The following is a 25,529-nucleotide window of genomic DNA, read 5'->3' as shown; positions in this document are numbered from 1 at the left end:
TAACTGATTGTCATCAGACTGAATCAATGCCTCGAAAGCGTCAGGTGCAATGTGTTGATGCTATCTTCGAAATTCTCGTGGACATAGCCAGCCGGTTATCACCCGATCTAGCGATAGCGGCCCAGCGCCCAGTGCCATGATCCCGACGGCGAGCGATGCCCAATAGAGATGGAAATTCGCCCAGCCGTCAGGGAAAACCAGTTGAATGACTCCCGTCATGATCAGGAGAGCGAGCGCCACGAATCGGGTCGCGATTCCCAGTACAAGCAAAACCGGGAGCGTAACTTCTGCTATTGCAACGACAAGTGCGACCATGTCAGGCGCGGGAAAACCGTAGGCCCCGCCGAAGATGTGAAGCTTGAACTGATTCTCGAACAGGTAGAGCGTTGCCGGCGAAATGGACAGGAAGCCGTCCCATCGGGTCAGACCGGAACGAAAGAACGGAAGCGCAAGGGCAATCCGCATCATTGGCGGGGCGAGAACCCATCCGAGCGACTGGATCCGCTCCACGACCGTGCAAATCAGCAGTGCGAAACGGCCTCTCGCCTGCGCGCTGGACTGGCTCATAGATACCCCGCAATTGGCGTGAAATCGGAATCGTCCTGTAGGGTCCATTCGACGATCGCATTGATTGCAAACAGTTCTCCAAGCGCATCGGCAAGCTGGAAGTCAGGGCTTTCGTCGAATGCGAGCATTGCCGCCCCGGCAACCGACGCCCCAGCCACGAGGCCCTGGATGAACGCTGCTGCGCCGGCGGGCACCCGGCGAACCTCGACCTCGGCGACGGGCCGTATAACGAGCGCATTCTCTCCCCCGCCAAAGATGTCGACCGCGGCAGGGACACCCCCGTCAATATTCATCTGCCATATGCACACGGCAGGAAAAGAAGAACGTATGACGCGAACCGAAGGATGCAGCGTAAAACGAACTCGCGGAAGGCTGCCCGGCTCGATCGAGGCGAGCGTGGCCGGGTCGGTCGGCGCCGCCTCCGCGGCATGATATGCCTCGACCCACGCGCGCTCGAGCCGGGCCACGTCACCCAGATATGGCACGCTCTTCGCTGGCTCAAACGATTCAATGAAGTACGGAAACGTTGCACCATAATTAAACATCGTGGGTGACTTCGGCGGTTCGAGCGCGACGTACAGACGAGCCATCCCCGCGAAAAATTCATCGCCTACGATGCGGCATGCGGCAGGAAAAGCAGCCTTCAGCGTCTCGACGAGGCCGGCGACGACATTGTTCCGGTAGACATTGAAGCGTGTCTCGCTCGGCTCGCGATCGGGGCCGACGAGGCCACGAGGGACAGGCATGTTGGGATCCAGCAGCGCCGCCGCGAAGTTCTTCTGGCTTTCCCGCAGGCAAGTGGAGCGCGCGCTCACGCTGCCGGCTCTGCCGCCCAACTGTCCGGAGAACACCGGATTTGGTCTTTGAAGTGCCATTGCGCTTTCACGACCGGTGCGGACGTTGGACGACATTCGCCCACAACTCGCGAAGACTGTCGACACCCCCGGCAGTCGAACTCCAGAGCGTCGTATCGCTAACGAGCAGGCTACCGGCGAAAGTGTCGGGTCGAGACTGCAGGAGGGCATCGAATGTTGCGTGATCGTTGGCAAACGGATGCGGTGGAGCGGTGCGATCGATTCGCTGACGGACCAGAACGTCAAGTTTCTCGATAGCCTCGCCGAGACGCTCGAGTTGCGGCAGATGAGGGTGTAGATTGAAAGTGCCGACCCTCTGAAGCAGACCTAATCGATCAAGCGCCGTATCGGCCTCAATCGGCGCGGGGGATCCGTCTGCTTCGGCCGCCGGCCTGAGTCCAAAGCGGTTCTCCACCGGCACGCCAAGACCCGCGAGCAACGAGCGTGCAAAGCCGCCGAACCGTTGCCGGGGTGGAATGGTTTTGTCGCCGTGGTGGTGGAATTCCGCAATCTGACGTTGTAGCTGCTCGTCGTCAGGGAGGTGCGCGACATCGCCAATGTCGTGATGCGGGCAGACGAACGCGAGATGGTCGGGCCGTTCGAGGAACGTCCGAAGTGCTTCGATTTCGCCGCTTTCCGCCGTTTGAACCGTCCTGAGCGAGTCGAAACTGATGACGATCAGCGTGTCGACGCCGTTGAGAAGGCGCGCATCGAGCGGCGTGAGCGTTCCGTCGTCCGTCACGCGCTCGATCTCCGTCACGCTCTGGCCCGTCAGCGCTGCTGCCAGATCGACGAAGGCGGTGAAGTTGCGCTTCATAATATGGTCGAGGAAACCCGCGACGCTCTGGTCGAATTGACGCGGGTCCGAGAATTCGTGGAATCTCGGGAACCCCATCCTGCGACTTTCGAACAGCGCCGGAAATCGATCTTCGATCACGTGGAGGGGCGCGCCGTTTTCGCCTGGCCGACTCCACGCGTAATAGACAAGGACTTTCCGCTTGATCATGTTGTCTGTACCTGTGTGAACTGATGCTGCGTGATGGTTACCTGACACTGCGTGCTTATGTGCGGGATAGCTGCAGGTTGCGTGGCTGCATGAATGAAGCTTTCAGCTTGCGCTGCTTCTGCCTGAAGCGTTGCCCAATCGGGTATGTTCGAGTCCCATTCGATCAATGTGGGTATCGGTCCCGTTCTGCGAATCGTTTGTTCGAAGAGGCCCCATACGACGTCTGAGACGTAACGGTCGTGAGTGTCGATGAGAAGAGGACGCCTTTTTTCGTCCATCTCCTGCGCGTGGCCAGCCAGATGGATCTGTTGCACGGCTGCGAGCGGGTACGCATCGATATACGAAAAAGGGTCCCACTGCTGATTGATCGAGGCGACGTACACGTTATTGACGTCCAGCAAAAGGCCGCACCCCGTTCGCTGCGCGACGGTGGCGATGAAATCGGGTTCCGTATAGGTACTTTCTTCGAACGCGAGGTAGGTAGAGGGATTTTCCAGCAGTATTTGTCGGCCGAGTACCTCTTGCACGTGGTCGATGTGCTCTACGACACGAGCCAGACTTTCCGCAGTGTAGGGAATCGGCAGCAGGTCGTTGAGAAAGCCGCAGTCATGGCTGGACCAGGCGAGATGCTCGGAAACCAGACCCGGGGCATAGCGAGAGATGAGTGCTTTCAGCCTGAGAAGATGATCCCTGTCGAGCGGACGGTCCGCACCGATCGACAGGCCGACACCATGAACCGACAAAGGATAGCTCTCGCGTATGGCCGACAGATAACGGTGCGGTGGGCCGCCCGCTCCCATATAGTTTTCAGCATGAACCTCGAAGAAACCGACGTCCGGCCGCGATTCGAGGATCGTGCGGTAATGCTCGGCCTTAAGTCCCACGCCGGCGCGTGGAGGCACGCGGCGTGGGGCATCGAGGGGTATTGACTCTGACATGGCCAGCCGTTGTTGCAATTGGAACTGCGGGGCCGGGCTCGAAGTGTGCCCGGCCGCGGATCGGTCACTGATCGGGCTCAGGCCTTGGGCGTCAGGCTGCCGGGTCCGTTCGGCGTGGAAATGGTGGTGCAGGTTCCCTTGGTGACCAGCCTGAAGGCGTTGCCCTGATAGTCGGTCGTGCTGGTGCCGGCGCAGGTGGTGCCTGCACCCGCATAGCAGTCGTTCTGCCCTTTCAATGCCGTGCCGAAACACGGCTCGACCTTGCCGGATTTCACCAGCGCGGTATGCTCGGCCTGAATTTTCTTCTGTGCTTCGGTGAACTCCTGCGCACTCGCAGGTGTGGCCGAAATTGCGGCCAGGGCGGTGGCAAATGCACCAACGACGAGAGTGTTGATTTTGTAATCGGCCATACGGTTTCTCCAACGTTAAGAGAGAGCAGCGTTCCTGAGGCCCTGGCGGTCAGGCGAATACCCGTGTGCAGGGTATGGACAAGCGGTCTCGCCCGGCGCTGCCCTGGCATGCGGCGACGGTGGTCACAGCACACCCAGCATACGGAATCGGAGTCGGTTGAAGATTGCACGGTCTTGTGCCATTTGGTATCGGATTGCGATTGACATGGCTACTCATCGTATTTCGCCAGCAGAATTTAGGGTTGGCGTTGGTTGGATGAATTCCAATTGCGGGATTGGCCGAACATGTGCTGGCGCCAGTGGGCCGCGGATGACCGTTTGTCACTTGAAAGCGGCTGTCGGCACGTTGCTAGTGCCGATGGCTGTTCAGGGTCGCGTACTGTCGGTCGATACCCCAAGGTGATCTGGCGTTTTCATGCCGGCCGCATGAGGAAGTGACCGGCCATGAGCGGTCGGTCGACACGGAGGTGTGGATCATTGACCATCCTTGCGTTTGGAGGGCCCTAGATGCGATACAGCAAGGAATTTTTCGACCTGCAAATCCGCTTTGCACAGGCGATCGTCGCTTTGACTGGTACGAGGATCGAGCAGGCATTGCTCGACTATACGAATATCTACATCCGCTTCGGGCTTGGTCGCGCCTTCGACCGGGGCCATGCGACTTGGCGGTGCTACGCAGACGGGTTGATCCACGCGGTCGACATTTGCGACTGGACGTATCGCTTCTATCTCAAGCGCATTGAAGCCGATCAGACACGGCCCCCTGTCGCAACGTTCGGTTGCTTCTCATACGTTATGCAGGATGCGCGACTCGTGCGCATTCACTTCCAAAATGCAGAGCCGAGCACGGTTTCCCCGTTGAGTATCGAACGTCTGCCTGTACGGCTTGCTGAACTCCGCTCGCTTTTCGATCACATCGGGCGCAACCAGCAAGAAGCAACACGCATTGCCGGAACTTCGTGGCTGTACAACTTAAGGGCCTATCAACGGTGCTTTCCAGACGGATACGTTTCGAGCGCCAAGATTGCGGAGTCGAGGTTTCGCCACATGCCTCTGTGGGGGCAATTTCTGGATCGTAACGGCTTCGTCAGGACTGGCATTGTCGAAGACTTCATACGGGGACTGTCGAATACAAAAAATATTCAAGACCCGGCGAGCTGCTTCCCGCTTCAAGCGCTCGCGGTCGAAGCATCAATTGAGCAGTTTTACTGTTTCTACGGGATAGAGCGGGACCGCTGGATGTCCGCTTTGTGAAAAGCGAACCACGGAAAAGGGGTCCGCTGCGGAAGTTCCTATCTACTTTGTCTAGCTCCTCGACGCAGGAGGAGCATTGCCTTGCCTCGGTAAGTAATTTCGTTTGTGATGGCGTACGAGAGCTTGTTTGCCAGAGCGAGTGATGCAACGTTCTCAGGTGGGATGAGGCACACGGTATCTCTACATTGGCCGTCCCGATCCAGCCAACTCAAACCAGCTTTCGCTGCTTCGGTTGCATACCCTTTTCCCTGTGAGTCCGGGGTAAACATCCAGCCAATCTCGTGCGCATCGTCAAACTCGGGGCCGAGTTTGCGTTTGAATTTGAAAAAACCGAGCTCGCCCGAAAATTTCCCACCATGCTTTTCCCGAACAATCCAAGGTCCGAACCACATGAGTGCCCAGTGTCCGACTATTCGGTGTAAGCGGGCCCAAACTTCCTCTTCCGTAAGTGGACGGCCGATGATTGGGCCAACCACATTCGCGTCCGACCACATCGCATGCATCTCATCGAAGTCATCGAGGGTTGGCACGGCCAGAAATAAGCGGTCGGTTTCCAGCGATGCAGAGGTATAGGCCGTGTTGTGATCGAGAATCGAAATCATGTTTGGGAGCGTGTTTGCGATTTTGCTATTTTATCGATCCAAATGTTGCGTGTGCCACGACCCCACTGCGAAAGTCCGCTTTAGAGAAAGGCGAGTGTCCCTCGCGGGTCGCACTGTCGATCGCACCGGAGGAGATTCGCGGAGCCCCTGCGATTCGCACGAGGCACCGACCGGCCAGGACGCGACCTCCCTCGGATGCGGCGTCCGGACGTTCACATGACCGTCCACAACAGCAAGCGGTCGTACGTCCCGGACGATATCATTCACCAGAGCCTCTGCCGTTCTTCCCCTCTGGACCCATTCCGTCGCCCACTCTCGGACGGCCCCCATCCCGCTCATCGTTCGGGTCGATGCCCTTCGCCAGCAGCGCGTCCATATTTTCAATCTGGCGATGCGCACCTTCGATCGAGTCAGTCGGAAACGTTCCACAGCTATAGCGCCGCTCCTTACCAGCCCACCTGCCCTCTGTGTGCGGAGAGACATAAGAAATAGACATCCGCGCAGTTGCTCGGTCGCCCAGCAGGATTCGCCGCTCAAACTCCAGACCGAACGTGTCGAGAAGGTGATTAACCCCTTTCTGATCGGCCAACCAGTCGTAAATGTCCGAATCGGAATAGAGAATCGTTCCGCGTTTTCGCTCTGCCATAAACGAAAATCTCCTTGTTACACAAGAAACTCGGATTAATCGCAAGCCGTCAGGAGGGGAATTATCCTATCGATTTACAGTTTTGTAACTTAGGTGCAACTCTATCGCGCGTACGTCTTCCAGCGCTATCGCGTCCATTGCTACACGCAAATTGTCCAGCGAGTGGCCGCTGTACCCTGAAATGCGTCACCGGATTCGCACGGCAGCGATTGCCCGCCCAGGCTCAACAGAACTCATTCGTCCCCAGCCGGAAACGAAGATTTCCTTACCACGACAGATCCGATCACGGATGTCCTGGCAGGACCTTGCCCTTATTTCGGGCCATGGGTAGCGACGCCGCTGAGCGCATAGCAGGGTTGCACGACCACCGGCGCATTTGCTATCGATACAATCGCCGCCGGCGCTCGCGCCGCTATCAACCGGCAACCGCTAGAATTGCCCCTTTAGCCCGGAATTCGCTAATGTCTTTCGCCTCGCTTGGCCTGATCGATCCCTTGCTGCGTAATTTGCAAGACCTCAATTACCAGACACCTACGCCGGTGCAGGCCAAGGCCATTCCTGCTGTGCTCAGTGGCAAGGACGTCATGGCTGCGGCACAGACCGGCACCGGCAAAACGGCCGGTTTTGCGCTGCCGCTGTTGCAGCGGTTGGTACAGCACGGCCCGGCGGTGTCCAGTAACCGCGCGCGTGTTCTGTTGCTGGTGCCCACGCGTGAGTTGGCCGAACAGGTGCTGCAAAGTTTTATCGATTACGGCAGGGGCCTCGACTTACGATTCCTGGCGGCCTACGGCGGTGTGAGTATCAACCCGCAAATGATGGCGTTGCGCAAAGGTGTGGATGTGCTCGTTGCCACGCCTGGCCGTCTGCTGGATCTCCATCGGCAGAACGCCGTGCAGTTCGATCAGGTACAAACGCTGGTGCTGGATGAGGCCGACCGCATGCTGGATCTGGGCTTCGCGCGCGAACTCGACGCCGTCTTTGCCGCGTTGCCCGTTCAGCGCCAAACCCTGTTGTTCTCCGCCACGTTTTCCGACGATATCCGCGCCATGGCGGCTGGCATTCTGCGCAGTCCGGTCAATATCAGCGTCAGCCCGCCCAACGCCACCGCCAGCAATATCAAGCAGTGGGTGGTGCCGGTGGATAAAAAGAACAAACCCGACCTCTTCATGCACCTTGTGGCCGAAAACCAATGGGAGCACGCGCTGGTGTTCGTCAAAACCCGTAATGGCGTCGATTATCTGGCCGCCATGCTGGATGATGCCGGTTATGCGGTCGACACCATCCACGGCGACAAGCCGCAACCCGCGCGCCTGCGCGCGCTGGAGCGCTTCAAGTCGGGCGAAGTCCAGATGCTGGTGGCCACCGACGTGGCCGCGCGCGGCCTGGATATCGACGACCTGCCGCTGGTGATCAATGTCGATCTGCCGATCGTGGCGCAAGATTATGTGCACCGTATTGGCCGTACCGGCCGCGCGGGCGCGAGCGGCGTGGCGGTGTCGTTGGTGTGCGCCGATGAAGCACCGCAACTGGCTGCGATTGAAGCGCTGATTCGCCAAACGCTACGCCGTGAAGAAGAGCCGGGTTTTGAAGCGGAGCACCGCGTGCCGCAAACCAGCGCGACAGGCGAAATCATCAAGAAACCCAAAAAGCCCAAGAAGCCCAAAGCGCCGAACGTTGCGCCGGGTGCCTCGCAAGTGCCCGGCAAAAAACCGCGCCCGCAAAGTGGCGAGAACAAACGCAAGCCTGCGGCGCAGCGCGCTGTGGCCGTGGGTAAAGGCGCCGGCTCGCCCAGCGGTAATCCATTCAGCGCGCAAAGGCCACGCAGCAAACCCGCCAGCAAGCCTGCCAGCCAGCCAACTGCGGGTTCACGTAAGCCGGCTGGCAAACCCGCGGGTGGCCGCGGCAAACGCCAACCCTGATCCGTGGGACGAATCGCGCCGGCGCCGGGGCAGGCTGGCGCGTTGCGGCCCGCTGGCTGGGAGCGGCCCGATCGCAAGCTCGTCCGGTGCGGCTGGACCCGTCGGCACGTTGTTTGCGTCCGCATGCAAGACCGTCACCCCGAGAAGCTATCCCTGCCGCCATGACCAAGCCCTCCCGGTCCGCCACTGCCAGACATTCCGTCGATCACCCCGAGCCCGCCGCCTTCACGCCGCGCGGCTTCGTCCAGGTTCGCGGCGCGCGCGAGCACAACCTGAAGAACGTCGACGTCGACATCCCCCGCGATGCGCTGGTGGTGTTCACCGGCGTGTCCGGTTCCGGCAAGTCGTCGCTCGCGTTCGGCACGCTGTACGCGGAAGCGCAGCGGCGCTATTTCGAGTCGGTTGCGCCCTACGCGCGGCGCCTGATCGAGCAGGTCGGCGCGCCCGACGTCGATGCGATCGAGGGCCTGCCGCCGGCGGTCGCCTTGCAGCAGCAGCGCGGCACGCCGAGCGCGCGTTCGTCGGTGGGCAGCGTGACGACGCTCTCAAGCCTCGTGCGCATGATGTATTCGCGGACGGGCAGCTATCCGCCGAAGCAGCCCATGCTGTATGCGGAGGACTTCTCGCCGAACACCGTGCAGGGCGCCTGTCCGACCTGCCACGGGCTCGGGCGCGTATATAGCGTGACCGAGCGCTCGCTGGTGCCCGACGATTCGCTGACGATCCGCGAGCGCGCAATCGCCGCATGGCCGCCCGCATGGCACGGCCAGAATCTGCGCGACATCCTCGTCACGCTCGGTTACGACGTCGACACGCCGTGGCGCGATCTGCCGAAGAAAGACCGCGACTGGATCCTGTTCACCGACGAGCAACCCACGGTGCCGGTCTACGCGGGCTTTACGCCGAAGGAAACGCGCGCCGCCCTCAAGCGCAAGGCGGAACCCAGCTATCAGGGCACCTTCACCGGCGCGCGCCGCTACGTGTTGCATACCTTCGCCAATACGCAGAGCGCGTTGATGAAGAAACGCGTGTCGCAGTTCATGATCGGCGGCGAATGTCCGTCGTGTCACGGCAAGCGTCTGAAGGCGGAGGCGCTTTCGGTGACGTTCGCCGGCATGGATGTCGGCGAACTGTCGCAACTGCCCATAGCGCGGCTGGCCGCGTTGCTCGAACCTGTCTCGCGCGGCGAGTGGCCGTCCTCCAGTGCCTCGCCTGATGGCTCGACCCTCGACAGCGATAGCCGGCGCAACGCAACCGCCAAACGTGTTGCGGCCGGCGGACAGGCCCACCAGGCCGCCCCTGATGTGCGCCGGACGCCCAACCTGTCGGATGAAAAGCGCGTGGCCGCGCAGCGGCTCGCGATCGAACTGCTCGAACGTCTGAAAACCCTGATCGATCTCGGCCTCGGCTATCTTGCGCTGGATCGCGCCACGCCGACGCTGTCCTCGGGGGAACTGCAACGGCTGCGGCTCGCCACCCAGTTGTCGTCGCAACTGTTCGGCGTGGTCTATGTGCTGGACGAGCCGTCGGCCGGCCTGCATCCGGCGGATGGCGACGCGTTGCTCGAAGCATTGCAGCGCCTGAAGGCCGCGGGCAATTCGCTGTTCGTGGTAGAGCATGACATTGGCGTGATGCAGCGCGCCGACTGGCTCGTCGACGTGGGCCCGGATGCCGGCGAGGCGGGTGGACGGGTGATCTACAGCGGACCGCCCGCTGGTCTTGCGGATGTCGAAAGCTCGCACACGCGCCGCTACCTGTTTGCACAGGACGAGCCGGAGACTCAGGCGCGCGAGGCTGCGGCCCGTGCGCGGCGCGAGCCTCGCGGCTGGCTGCGGCTCGAAGGCGTGACCCGCAATAATCTGCACCAGCTGGCGGCGGATTTTCCGCTGGGTTGTCTGACCGCGGTGACGGGCATCTCGGGATCCGGCAAGTCCAGCCTCGTGAGCCAGGCGCTGACGGAACTCGTGGCCGAGCATCTCGGCCGCGCAGCCGATCTTGCCGAGGACGACGAAGTCGACCCGCTGTTTGCGGCGCCGCCCGTCACGACCGACGGCCGGATCACCGCCGGCATGGACAGCATCAAGCGTCTCGTGCGCGTCGACCAGAAACCGATTGGCCGCACGCCCCGCTCGAATCTGGCGACCTATTGCGGCCTGTTCGACGCTGTGCGCAAGCTGTTCGCCGCGACGCCTGCGGCACGCAAGCGTCGTTACAGCGCCGGCCGGTTCTCGTTCAACGTCGCACAGGGACGCTGTCCGACGTGCGAGGGCGAGGGCTTCATAATGGTCGAGCTGCTGTTCCTTCCGAGCGTCTATGCGCCTTGCTCGACCTGTCACGGCAGCCGCTACAACCCGCAGACGCTCGAGATCCGCTGGCGCGAGCGCAACATCGCCGAGGTGCTGGCGATGACCGTGGATACCGCATGCAGCTTCTTCGCCGACGAGGCGCAGGTGATGCGCTCGCTGAGCGTGCTCCGCGATATTGGCCTCGGCTATCTGCGGCTCGGACAGCCGGCGACCGAGCTATCCGGCGGCGAGGCGCAGCGCATCAAACTCGCGACCGAACTGCAGCGCGCGCAACGCGGCGACACGCTGTACATCCTCGACGAGCCGACCACCGGTCTGCATCCCGCCGACACCGATCGTCTGATGGTGCATCTGCATGGACTCGTCGATGGGGGCAATACCGTGGTGCTGGTCGAGCACGATATGCGTGTCGCCGCGCAAAGCGACTGGATCGTCGACGTGGGTCCTGGCGCGGGAGAGGAGGGTGGCCGGATCGTCGTGAGCGGCGTGCCGGAGACCGTAGCGCGCGCCGCGCACAGTCGTACCGCGAGCTATCTGCGTCACGCGATGGCCGATTGATCCGGTGGCCACATGGCGTCGCGCTGGACCGTGAGTGGGATCGAACCTTGCTGGTGATGAGAGTCGTCGCCTGTCCATGCGTTTTGCGCCGACCCGCCCGCGACATCGCGCGGCTGCACGTTGAAATGCAATCGGGAGCTATGTGATGACCTCAATCCCTTCCTCCGAAGCCGAAACGAATCGCGCAACGCACGCCGGCGAGCCATCCTCTGCAAGCGCGGATCAGCCTGATCCGGGCAAGGATGCACCGCGTTCGCCGGGGCGCCGGTCGATGCTCAAGGCCGCGGCGGCTGGCGGGGCAGGCCTCCTGTCCACCCGCATTGCGGCGGCGCAAACCGGCACGGTGCCGTCCGGTCAGCCGGTCAACAGGGGGCACCAGCCGCAATTCGACGCCGCCGCCGACGCTACGACCGCGGACGTGATCGTCCAGACCTTGCTGGCGTGGGACGTCGATCACGTCTTCGGCATGGTGGGCGACGGCATCAATCCGATTATCGAAGCGCTGCGCGAGCAGCAGGACAAGATTCGCTTCATTGGCGTGCGGCACGAAGAAGCCGCTGCGTTCATGGCCTCCGGTTGGGCCAAGGCGACAGGGCGTCTCGGCGTCTGCCTCGCCACCACCGGCCCGGGCGCGGTGCATCTGATGAACGGCCTGTACGACGCGCATTTCGACGGCGCGCCGGTACTCGCCATTACCGGATTGACGTTTCACGATCTGCTCGGGACGCGTTTTCAGCAGAGCGTGGACACGTCCGCCTTGATGCAGGATGTCGCGCTTTACAACATGGTTGTCACAGGTCCACGCCACGCGCTTGTCGTGACCGACATTGCCTGCCGCAGTGCGTTGGGCGCTCGCGGGGTCGCCCACCTGACCGTGTCGAAGGACACCCAGGCGCTGCGTCTTGCCGACGACAAGGCGTCGATGGAGAACCACGGCTTGCGCACGTCGAGCGCGTGGAGCCGGCCCGCCCCGACGCCTTCTTCCGCCGATTTGGCGGCGGCGGCCAGTTTGATTAACGCGGGCAATCGCGTCGCTATCCTGGCCGGACAAGGCGCGCTCGGCGCCACGCCGGAACTCGAACAACTCGCCGCCCGGCTCAATGCGCCGGTCGCCAAGGCGCTGCTTGGCCGCACCGCGCTACCGGACGATTCACCGTTTTCAACGGGCGGGATTGGGCATCTGGGAACCGTGCCTTCCGAGGAAGCGATGCACCGCTGTGACACCGTGCTGATTATCGGTTCGACGATGCCATGGGTGGATTCTTACCCACGCCCTGGCGCCGCGCGCGGCGTTCAGCTGGATATCAAGGCTGAGCGGATTGGCTTGCGGTATCCGGTGGAAGTGGGGCTGGTGGGCGACACGAAGGAAACGCTGCGCGCGCTGTTGCCCTTGCTGCGCCAGAAGGACGACGCGTTTCTGCGCGAAAGCCAGGCAAGGGTCAGAGAGTGGAATGCCTTGCTCGATAGGGTGGCCGCGACTGAACGGACGCCGTTGAGGCCGCAGAGCGTGATCCGCGCCGTGAGCGATGCACTGGCTCCTGACGCGATCGTCTGTCTCGACTGCGGCGCCAACACGCATTTCTCGGCGCGTTTTCTGACTTTGCGCCGGGATCAGCAACTGATTGCTACCGGCATGCTCGCGACCATGGCGCCGGGGCTCTCGTATGCAATCGCGGCTCAATTGGCCAATCCGGGCCGTCAGGTCGTCGCGATTGTGGGCGATGGCGGCTTTGCAATGTTGATGGCCGAGCTTTCGACGGCGGTCAAAAACCAGTTGCCGGTGAAAGTCATCGTGATGCGCAACGACATGCTGGCCGAGGTCGTATTCGAGCAGCGCGAACTGGGCAATACGCCTTACGGTTGCGAACTTGGCGGGATAGATTTCGCGCAGGTCGCCGTGGCATGCGGTGCGACGGGGGCGCGCTGCACGCAGCCTCACGAGTTGAGGCCGGCGCTTGCGTCGATGCTCAACTCGCATGGACCCGCACTACTCGAAGTGCACGTCGATCCGGCTGAGCCTATAACAACTCCGGGCCAGCTCAAGGCATAGCGAAATATGAACGTGCTCCGGCCTTCGCAGACGAATCGAGTCAAGCCGTGGCGCGTCCGACCCGCGCCAATGCGAAGTTCTTTGCGCGACATATCTTGATCGTCGTTTCCCGCCGCACTCTCATGACGAATACGCGCGCGGTTTTATCGAACGGGCGCGCCGTTTCGCACAAGGGAGCGCAGCAGTTGAATTGCCGCGGCGCCGAGAAGTACGACCATCGCGGCGCCGATACTCCAGTCGACACGCGACATGGTCTCAGTCAGGTAGATGACCGGATGTGCGATGGCGGGGTGATACAGCGTTCGGCTCATCAAGTTGTCCATTTTCAGTGATCCTTATCAGATTGGTTGGGCTCTGATACGAATCATGTTCGTGATGGCGCCGTGTGAAACTCCGAATCTTGCTGCCTCTTAAATTGACCGGGTTATGGATCCTGCGGAACTAAATCGCAAGGAACGGATGGCGTTCGCCCGCGCTGGATTTACGAAGCAAGAATCGGAGTGTATGGATCGTGATGTTCTTCCATCATGGAATCGTCCGCTCACGGAGCAATGTCCTTGCAGGCACGCCGGTTGCTCGATATCGCGCATAGCGAAACGATAGATGAGCGCCAGCGCGTCTCATGACTCATCTCGTGAATCAGAGCAACCTGGGAGGGAGCGTCGCATGACAGAGCATATAGTGAATCCGCGCGGAGAAAGGCGCCGCCTGGGAGACTGGCTTCCGCGTAACGAAGAGCATTTGGTGCAATACCGTCTCGCGCTGGCCGCGAGGGCGCGCGACCGAGGTACTGCCACACTCCGCAACAGCGTGGTCCAGGAATTGGCCGCCCTGGTGAATGGTGATGCCGTTCTGAGAATGGACATGACGCGAGCCATCGCACAGTCGCATGAGGAAGGGCATATTCTGGGCTATGCATCGATCGACGAACTGATGTCGATTATCGACTACCTGATGACCTACGCGCCGCCGTTCAGCGAAACCGGCCTGATTCATTGTCCCTTGAATGCAGTGCTGGACTGGCCGATGTGCATGCCTTCAGGTTATGCGCTGTTTCGGGACCCGGCGCTTAACGCGCAGATCAAACGCGTCCTGAATTGCTGGAGCGGATTTCTGGACGGCCCGCATTCCCGTGGACACCTCGATACTTCGTCACCGGACGGCTGGTTTTCTGCAGAGGCCGATGCACGCATAGGTCTGTTGCAATTCGTTTGCGATCCGGCGAGGCCCCATTGGGGCTTTGCATCGTGGAACCAGTTTTTCACGCGCCAGTTTCGCGAAGGTATGCGTCCGGTTGACGAACCCGAAAACAGCAAGGTTATCGTCAGCGCCTGCGAGGCCGCCCCATACAATATCCAGCACGATGTGAAGCTCGACGACACGTTCTGGATCAAGTCGCAACCGTACTCGCTATGCGACATGTTCACGGCGAAACATGCCGATCTGGCGCAAGCCTTTGTTGGCGGCTCTGTTTATCAGGCCTTTCTTAGCGCGTTCAACTATCACCGCTGGCATGCACCGGTGAGCGGAATTATTCTGGATGCCTATGCAGTTGACGGAACCTATTATTCCGAGGCGGACGCGGAAGGCGAGGATCCGGGCGGTCTCAACGACTCGCAGGGTTACATCACGGCGGTAGCCGCGAGAGCCGTGGTGGTGATCGAGTCCGACGATCCGGCTATCGGCAAGGTGGGATGCGTGTTCGTCGGTATGGCGGATGTGTCGTCGTGCATGATCGATGCACTTCCCGGGCAGAGAGTCAGAAAGGGCGATGAACTGGGCTTCTTCCAGTACGGCGGTTCGACGTGCTGCCTGGTGTTCGAGCGGGACGTGATTCGCAGTTTCGTCCCGCAACCGCCGTTTGACGATAATGCAGCGCCGCTCAAGGTGAATGCGCGTATTGCGATAGCGAGGTAGCAGCAGCGCCGGCGGCGCTGGCTCCCCGGCGTGCTTGTTTTACGCGCTCACGGCAGATGGTTGCCGCCCGTGACTCCGTACACTTCACCCGTCACGAAACTAGATTCCTGCGATGCCAGCAGCACGTACACAGGCGCGAGTTCAGCGGGCTGTGCGGGTCGCTTAATCGGCACTTCGGAGCCGAATTTCTCGACTTTTTCCTGTGGTTGTCCGCCGCTCGGTTGCAACGGCGTCCAAACTGGGCCCGGTGCGACCGCATTGACGCGCACGCCCTTGCCAATCACCTGCTTTGCTAACGCGTGAGTAAAAGCGGTGATGGCGGCCTTGGTGGCGGCATAGTCGAGCAGACCGGGGCTCGGCTGATAGCTCTGGATGGACGTCGTATTGATGATCGAAGCGCCGCGCGGCAGATGCGGCAGGGCTGCCTTGCAAAGCCAGAACAGCGCGAACACGTTGGTGCGAAATGTCTCTTCGATTTGCGTGCTGCTCAGGTCGGCAATCTCTTCGACATACGTCTGCTTGCCGGCGACGTTGACGAGAATATCGATGCCGCCGAGCTTCTCGATCGAATCGTCGATCAGGCGCGTGCAAAACGTTTCCTCGGAAATGTCACCGGGCAGGGCGACTGCCTTGCATCCCGCTTGCTCGATCAATTTGACGACTTCGCGGGCATCGGCCTCTTCGCTTTCCAGATAGTTCAACGCAACGTCTGCACCCTCGCGCGCAAACGCGATGGCCACGGCTCGGCCAATGCCGCTGTCCGCGCCCGTGATCAGCGCCCGTCGTCCGGCCAGGCGCCCGAAGCCTTTGTAGCTGGACTCGCCATGATCGGGCTGTGGAATCATCTGTTTGGCCAAGCCCGGTGCGGACTGCGGCTGCCGTTCAAAATCGGGCTGCGGGTATTGCGTCGTCGGGTCTTGCATGGCGAACTGGTTTGGGCTGCTGGACATGGGGAGCTCCTTGGCTAAGCGGGAAAGACAAAGTGTGTGTTTGCGGCGGCGCAAGGGGTATGCCCGGGCGTGTAGAGACAGGATGGCTGTTGCTCAACCAGCACTGCCGTCGGGAAGGGGAGGGTGAGCGGTCGCTGCTGGCTGGCTGATATCGGGTCGGGCGCCGTGAAGCCCGGCGTCGTTCCAGATGCGCGTCGCCTGCAACTGCAGCAGTGATCCGGTCCGGCGCGCCCATTGCCCGATTTCGCCCCAGTTCGTTTTAGCGGTCACAGTTTCGGACAGGCGGATCGAGCGAGATACCGGCGCGGTACGCTAAGGCCATACGCTGAGTTGATGCGGCCCCGACAATGGAGGGTATATGGGCAATACAGTTTCCGGCATGGGCGGGTCAGCCAAAACATCTTTTACGTCGACGGCAGACCTGAACGCCTCGTCCCTGCCTGGAAAGGCGCAGGGAAAAAAGAGCTCGCTGCCAACCTCGACTGCAAGCGCGAATGCTGCATTCGACGGCCTGAAATCCTTCAAGAGCGGGACCAAGCCGGCCGCCAGCTTCAAGTCGCCTCAGGCGGCGTCGGGCAAGCTGTCATCGGACAAGATCAAGGGGTTTCAGTCGGTCATCGACAAATCGACTCAATCGCTGAAGCCCGTAACGGCAGAAAATTACCTGGCCGGTCACATCAGCGATCAACAGACAACCGGGCCGGTGGCGAGCGGTTCGCTCTTCTATCACGAGGTTCAACGCACGAATTCCGGCTCGTGCGGCATTCACGCGGCTAACGCGTATCTTGGCAAACCCGGAATGGATGCAGGAAAAGTAGCAGAAAAACTCAACGACACGTTGGGGCCAGGCGTGTTCTCCGCTAACGATATCGCCCAAGGCGGCGCCGATGGGCCGCCTCTGGCACAGGCCATGGGCGATGCGCACGAGCACAAAACAGGCAATGCAAACGAGTTGAAGGACACTTTGGCCAAGCATGAATCCTCAGTCGATCGCGTCATGATCGGCATATCGGGAAATAACGAAAATGCGCACTGGGTCGCGTTCAGAAAAGATACGGCGGGTGATTGGCATTTCATCAATTCGTACCCAGGGCAAAACAAGAGTCACTGGAACAAACTGCTTGCAGATGACCCGCAGCCGAAACTGAGCCCGACCGCTTTCATGGATAAGTTCACTGCAAATTCGTATTCGAATTACCAGATGATCATGCCGAAGGTGGAATGACCGTGGTATTTGCATGAGACCGTAGCGGGCAAAAGAGCGCGGCCTTCGCATCCATCAGGCAGACGCCATCGCCAGAATGCGCTCGGCCATCCGTACATTCGCGAAGTCGACGAGCTTGCCGTCCAGAGAGACGGCGGCAAGTCCTGCTTCCTGCGCGGCCGCGAGCGCATCGACGGTGCGTCGGGCGTCGTCGACTTCAGCCGGTGTCGGCGAGAATGCTGTCCGTGTAGGCTCGATCTGGTCCGGATGGATCACCTGCTTGCCGTCAAAACCCATTGCCGCGGCCTTCAGCGCCCACGAACGCGTCAGAACGGGATCGCGAAAAGCGCCGCACGGGCCGTCGATGGCTCGCAAGCCGAAAGCGCGCGCGGCCACCAGAATGCGCATCATCGGATACGTCCACAGGTCGAGCGGTGTGGTCGCGTAATTACCGGCGTCATTGCGCAGCGTGAGTGCGTATCCCGGATGGGTGCCGCCAATGTCGACATTGCGGGCGCCGATGGAGGCGGAAAAATCTCCGACGCCGAAATGCAGCGCAACGAGTTGATCGCTCGAGGCCGCAATAGCGTCCACGTTGACAATGCCGAGCGCGGTTTCGATGAGCGCCTCGATCTTGAGCGGCGATAACGCCGATGGACGGGCGCCAAGCAGATGCGCAACGTCGTGCACTGTCTGGACCGATTCGACTTTCGGTACGAGTAGTGCATTCAGGCGCGGGGCGTCGCGTGCGAGCGTTTCAACCTCGCCTGTGGCCACGCCATTGCTGTCTGAATTGATGCGGACCGACACCCATTTATCGCCCCAGTCCAGTTCGTTGAGCGCCTTGACCGCACTCGCGAGCGCGGCGCTTTTTTTCTCGGGCGGCACGGCGTCTTCGAGATCGATAAAGACGGCATCGGCTGGGCTCGCTGCAGCCGATTGCAGCATTTTTTCCCGGTGTCCCGGCACGGCGAGCACGGTGCGGGTTGCGCGCGGAACGTTCATGCATTGCTCCGCTGATGGACGGCGCGCTCTTCCGCGAGTTCGGCGAGAATGGCCTGCGTATGCTGGCCTACGGCGGGAACGGGACCCATAACCGGTTCGACGCCCGCGATTGTCACCGCCGGCAAAAACATGTCCTGAGCGCCGCGCTCCGTTTCGACGCTACGGGAACGATTGCGCTCGACAATCTGGGGATGCTCCAGCAGCGCATCGACATCGTTCATTTTGCCGTTTGCAATGGCCGCACGATCGAGCCGGGCGAGGACTTCGTCGCTGCTCCACGACGCGAATCGCTCCGTGATCGCGCATTCAAGTGCATCGCGATTCGCCAGCCGCAGCGAGTTGGTCACGTAGCGCGCATCGTCCGCGATCTGCGCGTCGCCGAGCACCACCGTGCAAAAGCTGCGCCATTCGCGCTCGTTCTGGATGCCGAAAAACACCGTCTTGCCGTCGCCGGTGGCGAACGGTCCGTATGGTGCGATCGTCGCGTGGCGGGCTCCGCTGCGGGGAATCGGCTCGCCGCGCCCGCGCGTGTAATACGCGGGGTAGCTCATCCATTCGGTCATCGCGTCGAACAGCGAAACTTCGAACGCCATGCCGCGCCCCGTTCGTGCCCGCTGATGCAGACCCATCAGGATGCCGTTGAGCGCATACATGCCCGTCGCGATATCGGCGATCGCCAGTCCGGATTTCGAGGGCGTTTCCGGCGTGCCGTTGATCGACAGAAAGCCGCTCTCGCATTGCACCAGCAGGTCGTAGGCTTTCTTGTTGCTATAAGGACCGCCGCTGCCGTACCCGGAGATATCGCAGGCAACGAGCCGGGGAAAGCGCTCGACGAGGGACCTCGCGTCGAGCCCCTGACGTTGTGCGGCACCTGGCGCGAGGTTCTGGATGAAGACGTCGGCGCGTTCGAGCAACTGCTCGAGCGTCTCCTGACCATGCTCCTCCTTGATATCGAGTGCGAGGCTTTCTTTCGAGCGGTTGGTCCAGACGAACTGACTCGACAGACCATCCATGGCGGTGTCGTAACCGCGTGCGAAATCGCCTGTGCCGGGACGTTCGATCTTGATGACGCGCGCGCCCCAGTCGGCGAGATGGCGGCTCGCGAGCGGCGCGGCAATGGCCTGTTCGATCGAGACGACGGTGATGTCGGATAACGGAAGCGTAGTGTCTTTCATAACGTCGATGGTCCTTGCTTGAATTCCATGATGCGTGCCTGTATCGCGGGTTACGGCACCATCCAGCCGAGCAGCGGCGTGGACTGCGCCCACACGAGCAGGCTGAGCGCGGCGATCATCAGGATGGTCCAGCTCGCGACGCGCCGGAACAGCACGCCTTCGCGGCCCATCATGCCGACCGCGACCGCGCCGACCGCCAGGTTCTGCGGCGAGATCGCCTTGCCGACCACCCCGCCGGAGGTGTTGGCGGCCGCGAGCAGGATGTCCGAGAGACCTGTGTGATGCGCGGTAGTGAGTTGCAGCATGCCGAATAGCGCGTTGGCCGACGTGTCCGAACCGGTGAGGGCGGTGGCGAACCAGCCGAGGATCGGCGATACCGGTGCAAACGCGGCACCAGCCTGCGCGGCCCAGATGCCGAGTGTGACGATCTGGCCCGAGAGATTCATGATGTAAGCGACGCCGACCACGCAGCACACGGTGAACACGGCCCAACGCAGTTCATGCAGATTCTTCAGATAAGTGCGTGTGGCGACCCGGGCGTCGAGCCCGAGAATCGGCACGGAGAAAATGCCCGCGATCAACACGATCGACCCTGCGGACAGCACCCATTCGAACTTTGCATTGACGGCCGAAACGGCTGCGCCGTGCGGATCGACGACGTGCAGTCCCGGCCATGCAAACGACGACGTCAGGGCACCCATTGCATGCCCGATGAAACCGATCTGCGTGGCCGCCACGACGACGATGACGGCAACATACGGCGCCAACGCACGAAGGATATCGGCGCGCGAGTGGCGCATGGTGGTCGGCTCTGCCGCGCCGCCTGCTGTGCTCACCTTGTCGCGGGTGCGGTCGAACGGCGGATCGCCGGCCGTCATCGGCATCGCCAGCACTGCGCCTTGCATACCTGCGCGCGGTTGTATCGAATAGCCGCCACGTGCAGCCACAGCAGTATCGGGCGCCTTCAGGTCGCCGCGCAGAAACGCCGGCGACCACACGCGCAGAAAGATGATCGAGACACCGGCACAGAAGAGCGCAGCCACAATATCGACGAGTTCGACGGGCAGCATCATCGAGCCGGCAAACTGCGCGAAGGCAAACGCCACCCCCGCGATGACCGCGAGCGGCCACACTTCTTTCAGACCGCGTCGTCCGTCGTGGATAAACACGAGCATCAGCGGAATAAACAGGGAAAGCAGCGGCGCCTGGCGTCCGACCATCACGCTGATGTCGTGCACAGGTAAGCGCGTGATTTTTGCCAGCACGGTGATAGGCAGGCCGAGCGCCCCGAACGCGACGGGACTCGTATCGGCGATCAGGCAGATGGTCGCGGACTTGAGTGGATCGACGCCGAGTGAGATGAGCAGCACCGCGCAGATCGCGACGGGCGCGCCGCCGCCCGCGAGCGCTTCGAGCAGCGCGCCGAAGCAGAACGCGATCAACACGGCTTGCACGCGCTGGTCGGCGCTTACATTGGCAAGCGCTTGCCGCAGCACGCTGGCGTGACCGCTTTCCTGCGTGAGCTTGAAGAGCCAGATGGCGTTGATGCCGATCCAGATGATCGGGAAGAAGCCGATGGCCGCCCCTTCCAACGCGCCGCTCAGAACCTGGCCGCCGGGCATGCCGTAGACGAATGCCGCCACCGCCATCGATACGGCAAGCGACGCCAGCGCCGCCCAGCGCGCAGGCAGACGCAGCAGCCCGAGCAATACGAACAAGGTAAGAAGGGGAAGGGCCGCGAAAGCGGCCGAGGCCGCAATCGAGTGGGCGACCGGGTCGAAAATCTGGGCGTACATGCGTCTCCTTCGGGCGCCTCACGGGCGTCTTTTATCGTGTCGAAGGCCACAATCTAACCGTCTGCGGGTGCGCCGTGAAATACCAATTGAGGCTACCTGGTATAGGGTGCGCCTATATGGGGTCGCCGGACGCGTTGTGTTCGGACAGCACGCCTGTCCAGATGCCGCTTGCCACCAGCTCGGCCACGAGTTGCGCGACAACCTTCTGGATGGCAACGGACGCCGCGCTCGTCGGCAGCGCATTTGGCACGCAGAGCGAGACGGTGCGAGAAATTTCAGGTTCGACGAGACGGTGGACGAGATGCTGGTCGGCGGTGTTGCCGAACGCATCCGACGAGACGATCGTGACGCCGTCCAGCTCGCGAGCGATGGCGAGCATGGTGGGGAGCGAATCGACATCGGCGACGACTTCCGGCTCGATGCCTTCGCGCGCGAAGGCGCGTTCGATCAGCAGGCGAAGTCCGTTGGCCGGGCTCGGCAGCACGAGCGGGACGCCTGCGAGGCGACGCAGCGGGACGTCGGCGCCGGCGCGAATGCCGTCGATTTCGCCGAACGCGTACAGATTTTCTTCAAATAGCGGCTGAACCGACACGCCACGCGTTTCGGCGTCGCGAAACAGAATGGCCATGTCGAGGCGCCCGTTTGCCATCAGTTCGGCGAGGTAGCCGCTCATGCCTTCGACGATATGTAGACGGATGCCGGGGAAATGGCGCCGCACGTGGCGGTATAACGGCAGCGCGAAGACGACGGCGACGCTGGTCGGCAGGCCGATGGCGACCTGGCCTGATTCCGTGCCGCTTACCTGCACGGCAAGTGGAATCTGCGCCACCTGGCGCAACACGTCACGGGCGCGCAGATAAAGCGCCCGCCCGGCTTCCGTGGGCTTTACGCCTTGATGACTGCGCAACAGCAACTGCGTTTTGAGTTCGACTTCGAGGTTCGCCACCTGTTGACTCAGCGAGGGCTGCGCAACGCAAAGCTGGTCCGCGGCTTTCGATAGGCTTCCACAGTCGACGATCGAAACGAAATACTTGAGCTGACGGATATCCATAGGCGTAGCTTATCGCATGCGGGGCGGGGGTGTGTTGCTCGGAGGGGGGGAGGTGGTGGACTTTCAGTCGAGAGTTCGTGGAGAGCTGTGCGGCTGAGGGCGGGCATGAAGCGTCATTCGCTCATCCCGTCGATCGGACGTTCAGACGTCGGCTCCACTCTACTTCCGGCCACGGGCGCTGGCCACCAAAATCCGTCAAAATCGTGACACCACCAAACCCGCCTTCGGGCGGCTTGTTTTGGGCGCGAGCTTGACCTGATCAGGAAACGGAGCGGCAAAGGGCTACCGCTTATAGGGATGTGCTCACATCCCTATCATGAACGTCCTTCCAGCGTTGAATGTTGGCCGGGATAGGTCGCCCCTAACAAGCGCCTCGCGGCGAGATTATTTAACATCGCCCACTTCGGATCGGGCATGTTCGTTATCTCAAGGTAGGCGGCATATAAATAAGGCCACGCCCCAATCTGGTATCGAAGGTCTCCTGTAATCGGAGACTGGTCCAGCAGATAGATGTACAGTTCGTCCACATCGTTTAGTTGCGCAGTCATATGGGCCAGCGACTTTGTTTCCGAGTCCGGATACCGTCCGTCATAGCTTGACTGCAGAAGCTCAATGGTCTTCTCATAGGGTGCAAGCGAGACGTGCGCGTAATGGGAGCACATGACCGTTATAAGACTCGGAAGGTTGTGTCCTTTTCCCTTCTTTGGCTTAAAGCTGGGGTCCATGAACAGGATGAACCCTTTGATTAGCTTCTCGACCGCTTGTTCTGCCATCACGAAGCCTGGGAAAAGGCCATTCAACAAGCAACACCTTGCCGCTGCATAGTCTTCGGCAGATTGCTTGAAGAAGTACCCTGCATTGCGGTCTCGGCCATGTGGATCGAAATTGCTTGCGGCCAATATCGTCACATAGCTGGGAGGGGTCGGCTCGCTCATGGTGCACCGGTGGTTGTGATCGGTGCGGACATTGTAGAGGAAGGGAAAGCCAAGGCAGGCGGTGGGAATGCCCCCGGCGGCAGACGCCTGAAAGCCGCTCGTGAAGGGTCGCAGCATCCCGCCCTGTTAGAATCGTCGGCATGAACACTGCATTGAACCGGCACAAACTCATCTTGATGCGCCGCGAGGCCGAGCGCCGGCTCGCCGATGCCGATACGCTCGCCGAAGCCGACATGCTTACCGAGGCCATCGCCGATGCCGATGCGCCTGAAGCCCGTCTTTGCAGCGTTTCCGATTCCGCCTACCTCTTACGCTTGCTCGGTCTCGAATTGCTCTTGAAGTGCGTCCACGAAGCGACGCTGCGCACCGTCTCGCGGCATGGGCACCACTACGAAGTCATATTCTCGGCGCTCCCGGTTGCCATGCAAGCACGGCTCCTGCGGCTTGCAGGCGAGCGTATCGGGCCGTCAGGGCTCGCCAGTGACGCCCTCGGAGTCCTTGCGGAATGGGGCCGGAATTTCATCGCTTTGCGCTACCCCTACGAGAAATACGAGCACCTTTCCGAGCAAGTCTACCGAGCGCTCGGCGAGCGTTGGGTTGCCGAAGGGGCGCCTCTCCAATCGGCGACGTTCCGCTACTATCCCGAAGAGCTCTTCGGCTTCGTGCACGCGTTGCGCATCGTCGCCGACGAGGTAGCGTCTGGTGCAAACGAAAGCCCCCTCGCTTAGGCTAGCTACGCGGCGCAGCGTGGTAGGGAACTGTCCGATCCATTTGGGGCATGGTAGTCTCCGGTCCGATCCAAGTGAAGGCAGTCCCTATGTTGACCTCAAGACCACCGGTCCCGGGGTCGATCTATGGCCTTCGCCATGGCCACGCAATCCGCAATGACTCGCTAGAGAATCAGCGCTCAAAACAAAAATACAGCATGCCATAGCCGCCCAGGCGGTTATGGCAATCATCAGTAAACGATGATGAAGTGCACTAGGGCTGTTGCGTGTGCCTCATGTAGCGCCCGTCTCCGGAGGCAACGTGGCGATTGGCTCGAGTTGCTCGTCTTGACTCAGGCCGAGGCTCAGACCATTTGGCAGAGATTCGATAGCAATCAGTTGCGTGCTGTCCGTCACTATCCTGTCGTCATCCAGTATCACGTACGATGGATACCATAGTGTCGCCTCTTTATCGAACTCGTATACGAGCTGCCGCGCTGGCTGCCCGCGGTCTTTAAGTCTTCCGACCATCTGAGCCGCCCTCGCCGCGGCCTCTGAAAGCTTGTCGTGCGCAGCATAGTGTTGCGCAACGTCTTTTCCCCTCAGGAGAAAAGTGACCTGACAATCGCCATAGAAACTGTGGATGTCAAGAATCGGTGCGCGACGATCCTCTAGCTTCTCGGCACAACCACGGACCCACTCGCGGATTGCGGTGTAGGTCGCTTTGCTAGCTTCGGAGGCAATTGACGTGACGAACGGGTTCCATAGAATGGCGATGTAGGGAAGACCGATCCTGATGAGTTCAGATGCGGATTCGGCAGCATTGTGCGAAAGGTGCGTGCGCTTTAGCTTGACCGGCGCCGAGCTTACAACTGTGTCCAACCACAGTGCATCAACTTCGCGCGGATCGACTGCCAGCTCAATCCGGACATCCGGCGGAAGTGCCTGAAGGTGTCGCGGCGCAATACCCTCTTCATTGATGTCCAAACCGACATCTGCGAAGCCCAGCACTTCTCCGCCCGCGTAGAACCCTAGAATCGCAACAACAAACCGATCCCCACTGATGCTCACGAACGGTTTTGCTTCAAGGATCTTCCCTTTAGGTTTTCCAGGATCGTGATTGTGTAGAACCATGTGAGGAATGGAATTGATACGACCGGCAAGGACTGCCGGGTCTGCAGCCACCAGCAGTCTTCCGTCCGGACCTCGTGCGTCTGACCAGATCACCGCAGGCTTCAGTTGCCCAAAAATGCCACCTGCGTAACGTTCGGTCGCACTCTTTATCCACTCCTTGGCTTCCGGAGTCGTCAATAGATCTGACATTCTTACCCCTGGACTTATCGTTACGTTCCTAGACTGCTTTGTCGTATCAACGATGCACAGCATATCCAGTCACGAACAGCAAGACAACTAAGATCCGCTCATGCCGATCCAGGTACCCTTGTTGGATCGAAGACAGTCAATGACCGTGTGCATGCGCGAACGGAAAGGGCCGTTGTCCCTACATAGCTGTCATTGACGCTGCGCTCGCTCCAATGACGGCTCAGGGTCGACGAACGAAACCGCTCGCGCGGTAGGGGGCTCCGACCCGGCGTACGGGGTTCGGAGAGGGCCGCTGCGCAGTTCCGTATGTTGGAGGTCGGGGCAATCCGCCTCGTTCTTCAAACGGAGCTGCATCA

The 25,529-nt window shown here is 61.0% G+C and carries 22 protein-coding genes; 7 read left to right on the top strand and 15 right to left on the bottom strand.

The features are described 5' to 3' along the window. Positions 1-60: 60 nt before the first annotated feature. The 5 genes from FQ755_RS00180 to FQ755_RS00160 all read right to left on the bottom strand — a co-directional run bounded on the left by FQ755_RS00180 (position 61) and on the right by FQ755_RS00160 (position 3,775). A complete protein-coding gene (locus tag FQ755_RS00180) occupies positions 61-567 on the bottom strand; it encodes a DoxX family protein (protein ID WP_144150107.1) in 507 nt (168 codons plus the stop codon). Next, positions 564-1,478, bottom strand: a complete 915-nt coding sequence (locus FQ755_RS00175) for a DNA-binding domain-containing protein (protein WP_144150106.1) — start codon at positions 1,476-1,478, stop codon at positions 564-566. Before FQ755_RS00175 ends, FQ755_RS00180 begins: the two co-directional genes overlap by 4 nt. After that, the gene (locus tag FQ755_RS00170; RefSeq protein WP_144150105.1) at positions 1,450-2,427 is read right to left on the bottom strand and encodes a hypothetical protein; all 978 of its coding nucleotides are present in this window, start codon (positions 2,425-2,427) and stop codon (positions 1,450-1,452) included. The genes FQ755_RS00175 and FQ755_RS00170 overlap by 29 nt, the downstream gene beginning before the upstream one ends. Then, entirely contained in the window at positions 2,424-3,365 is a 942-nt protein-coding gene (locus FQ755_RS00165) for a DUF692 domain-containing protein (RefSeq protein ID WP_144150280.1), read from the bottom strand. The genes FQ755_RS00170 and FQ755_RS00165 overlap by 4 nt, the downstream gene beginning before the upstream one ends. A 77-nt stretch (positions 3,366-3,442) precedes the next feature. Continuing rightward, on the bottom strand, positions 3,443-3,775 hold the full coding sequence (locus FQ755_RS00160) for a DUF2282 domain-containing protein (RefSeq protein WP_144150104.1): 333 nt from the start codon (positions 3,773-3,775) through the stop codon (positions 3,443-3,445). A gap of 507 nt (positions 3,776-4,282) precedes the next feature. Between FQ755_RS00160 and FQ755_RS00155 the strand changes: the two genes are divergently transcribed. Then, positions 4,283-5,029 (top strand): hypothetical protein, encoded by a 747-nt coding sequence (locus FQ755_RS00155; RefSeq protein WP_144150103.1) that lies wholly within the window; start codon positions 4,283-4,285, stop codon positions 5,027-5,029. A gap of 38 nt (positions 5,030-5,067) precedes the next feature. Here the strand turns inward: FQ755_RS00155 and FQ755_RS00150 are convergent, their stop codons facing one another. Both FQ755_RS00150 and FQ755_RS00145 read right to left on the bottom strand, forming a co-directional pair. Then, positions 5,068-5,631, bottom strand: coding sequence for a GNAT family N-acetyltransferase (locus FQ755_RS00150; RefSeq protein ID WP_144150102.1), 564 nt, complete (start codon positions 5,629-5,631; stop codon positions 5,068-5,070). A 259-nt stretch (positions 5,632-5,890) separates the two neighbouring features. Beyond that, complete coding sequence (locus FQ755_RS00145) at positions 5,891-6,277, bottom strand: integrase arm-type DNA-binding domain-containing protein (RefSeq protein WP_144150101.1); 387 nt, start codon at positions 6,275-6,277, stop codon at positions 5,891-5,893. A gap of 461 nt (positions 6,278-6,738) precedes the next feature. Here FQ755_RS00145 and FQ755_RS00140 point away from each other — a divergent pair, with 461 nt between their 5' ends. The 3 genes from FQ755_RS00140 to FQ755_RS00130 all read left to right on the top strand — a co-directional run bounded on the left by FQ755_RS00140 (position 6,739) and on the right by FQ755_RS00130 (position 13,110). Continuing rightward, on the top strand, positions 6,739-8,196 hold the full coding sequence (locus FQ755_RS00140) for a DEAD/DEAH box helicase (protein ID WP_144150279.1): 1,458 nt from the start codon (positions 6,739-6,741) through the stop codon (positions 8,194-8,196). Between the two features lie 161 nt (positions 8,197-8,357). Further along, positions 8,358-11,060 carry an excinuclease ABC subunit UvrA gene (locus FQ755_RS00135; RefSeq protein WP_144150100.1) on the top strand — a complete coding sequence of 901 codons (2,703 nt, stop codon included), beginning with the start codon at positions 8,358-8,360 and terminating at the stop codon, positions 11,058-11,060. Between the two features lie 145 nt (positions 11,061-11,205). Then, complete coding sequence (locus FQ755_RS00130) at positions 11,206-13,110, top strand: thiamine pyrophosphate-binding protein (protein ID WP_222105695.1); 1,905 nt, start codon at positions 11,206-11,208, stop codon at positions 13,108-13,110. Positions 13,111-13,253: 143 nt separating this feature from the next. Here the strand turns inward: FQ755_RS00130 and FQ755_RS00125 are convergent, their stop codons facing one another. Continuing rightward, complete coding sequence (locus tag FQ755_RS00125) at positions 13,254-13,421, bottom strand: hypothetical protein (RefSeq protein ID WP_186308371.1); 168 nt, start codon at positions 13,419-13,421, stop codon at positions 13,254-13,256. Between the two features lie 355 nt (positions 13,422-13,776). On the opposite strand from FQ755_RS00125, the gene FQ755_RS00120 reads away from it, so the two are divergent. Then, positions 13,777-15,027 (top strand): phosphatidylserine decarboxylase family protein, encoded by a 1,251-nt coding sequence (locus FQ755_RS00120; RefSeq protein WP_144150277.1) that lies wholly within the window; start codon positions 13,777-13,779, stop codon positions 15,025-15,027. A 47-nt stretch (positions 15,028-15,074) separates the two neighbouring features. Here FQ755_RS00120 and FQ755_RS00115 read toward each other — a convergent pair whose 3' ends face one another. Continuing rightward, entirely contained in the window at positions 15,075-15,977 is a 903-nt protein-coding gene (locus FQ755_RS00115; RefSeq protein WP_144150098.1) for an SDR family oxidoreductase, read from the bottom strand. A gap of 358 nt (positions 15,978-16,335) precedes the next feature. Here FQ755_RS00115 and FQ755_RS00110 point away from each other — a divergent pair, with 358 nt between their 5' ends. Further along, positions 16,336-17,202, top strand: coding sequence for a hypothetical protein (locus FQ755_RS00110; RefSeq protein WP_144150097.1), 867 nt, complete (start codon positions 16,336-16,338; stop codon positions 17,200-17,202). A 54-nt stretch (positions 17,203-17,256) separates the two neighbouring features. Here the strand turns inward: FQ755_RS00110 and FQ755_RS00105 are convergent, their stop codons facing one another. The 5 genes from FQ755_RS00105 to FQ755_RS00085 form a co-directional block, all read right to left on the bottom strand. Next, positions 17,257-18,186, bottom strand: coding sequence for an HpcH/HpaI aldolase/citrate lyase family protein (locus FQ755_RS00105; protein WP_144150096.1), 930 nt, complete (start codon positions 18,184-18,186; stop codon positions 17,257-17,259). Continuing rightward, positions 18,183-19,361: a CaiB/BaiF CoA transferase family protein gene (locus tag FQ755_RS00100; protein WP_144150095.1), complete on the bottom strand. Its 1,179-nt coding sequence runs from the start codon at positions 19,359-19,361 to the stop codon at positions 18,183-18,185. The genes FQ755_RS00105 and FQ755_RS00100 overlap by 4 nt, the downstream gene beginning before the upstream one ends. A gap of 50 nt (positions 19,362-19,411) precedes the next feature. Then, positions 19,412-21,157, bottom strand: coding sequence for an L-lactate permease (locus tag FQ755_RS00095; protein WP_144150094.1), 1,746 nt, complete (start codon positions 21,155-21,157; stop codon positions 19,412-19,414). A gap of 112 nt (positions 21,158-21,269) precedes the next feature. Further along, the gene (locus FQ755_RS00090; protein ID WP_144150093.1) at positions 21,270-22,208 is read right to left on the bottom strand and encodes a LysR substrate-binding domain-containing protein; all 939 of its coding nucleotides are present in this window, start codon (positions 22,206-22,208) and stop codon (positions 21,270-21,272) included. Positions 22,209-22,522: 314 nt separating this feature from the next. Continuing rightward, a complete protein-coding gene (locus tag FQ755_RS00085) occupies positions 22,523-23,260 on the bottom strand; it encodes a hypothetical protein (protein WP_144150092.1) in 738 nt (245 codons plus the stop codon). 23 nt (positions 23,261-23,283) lie between these two features. Here FQ755_RS00085 and FQ755_RS00080 point away from each other — a divergent pair, with 23 nt between their 5' ends. Continuing rightward, the gene (locus FQ755_RS00080; RefSeq protein WP_144150091.1) at positions 23,284-23,871 is read left to right on the top strand and encodes a hypothetical protein; all 588 of its coding nucleotides are present in this window, start codon (positions 23,284-23,286) and stop codon (positions 23,869-23,871) included. A gap of 273 nt (positions 23,872-24,144) precedes the next feature. Here the strand turns inward: FQ755_RS00080 and FQ755_RS00075 are convergent, their stop codons facing one another. Then, positions 24,145-25,173 (bottom strand): hypothetical protein, encoded by a 1,029-nt coding sequence (locus FQ755_RS00075; protein ID WP_144150090.1) that lies wholly within the window; start codon positions 25,171-25,173, stop codon positions 24,145-24,147. Positions 25,174-25,529: the final 356 nt, after the last annotated feature.

The organism is Paraburkholderia sp. BCC1885 (assembly GCF_900996235.1).
Lineage (GTDB): Bacteria > Pseudomonadota > Gammaproteobacteria > Burkholderiales > Burkholderiaceae > Paraburkholderia.
The sequence above is the reverse complement of the archived record's forward strand: the minus strand, read 5'-3'. Positions and strand labels throughout refer to the sequence as shown.